1 protein-coding gene is annotated in these 359 nt (G+C 45.7%); it reads right to left on the bottom strand.

The window, feature by feature from the left end; genetic code table 11:
* A partial coding sequence (locus tag HC175_RS20995; protein WP_168139914.1) for an MBL fold metallo-hydrolase occupies nucleotides 1-355 on the bottom strand: 355 nt, incomplete at its 3' end.
* Nucleotides 356-359: the final 4 nt, after the last annotated feature.

Raw genomic sequence — 359 nt, 5'->3', positions numbered from 1 at the left:
AATGTTCTTCGTTAGCTCTTTCGGCATCTTCCTGCTGGATCTTTGCACTGTCAACGAGGATGATCTCGGCTATTGCCAGGGTAGGAGAGGTACCGGTAATTTGTCCTGTAAAACCTTCTTTTACAAGCCGTGGTAAGGAGCCGGTGTGATCAAGATGCCCGTGAGTTAGCAGCACCAGATCGATCTTTTCCGGCGGAAAAGGAAAGCTGTTCCAGTTCATTTCCCGAAGCTCCTTTAGCCCCTGGAACATTCCGCAGTCAACGAGGATATTTTTTCCGAAAGCTTCTAAAAGGAATTTTGATCCTGTCACTGTTCCCGAAGCACCCAAAAAATGTATTTTCACATTACTTTCCATGATA

The sequence above is a fragment of the Salinimicrobium oceani genome (assembly GCF_012037645.1).
Note: the sequence above shows the minus strand (reverse complement) of the source record. Positions and strands in the feature narration are given on the sequence as shown.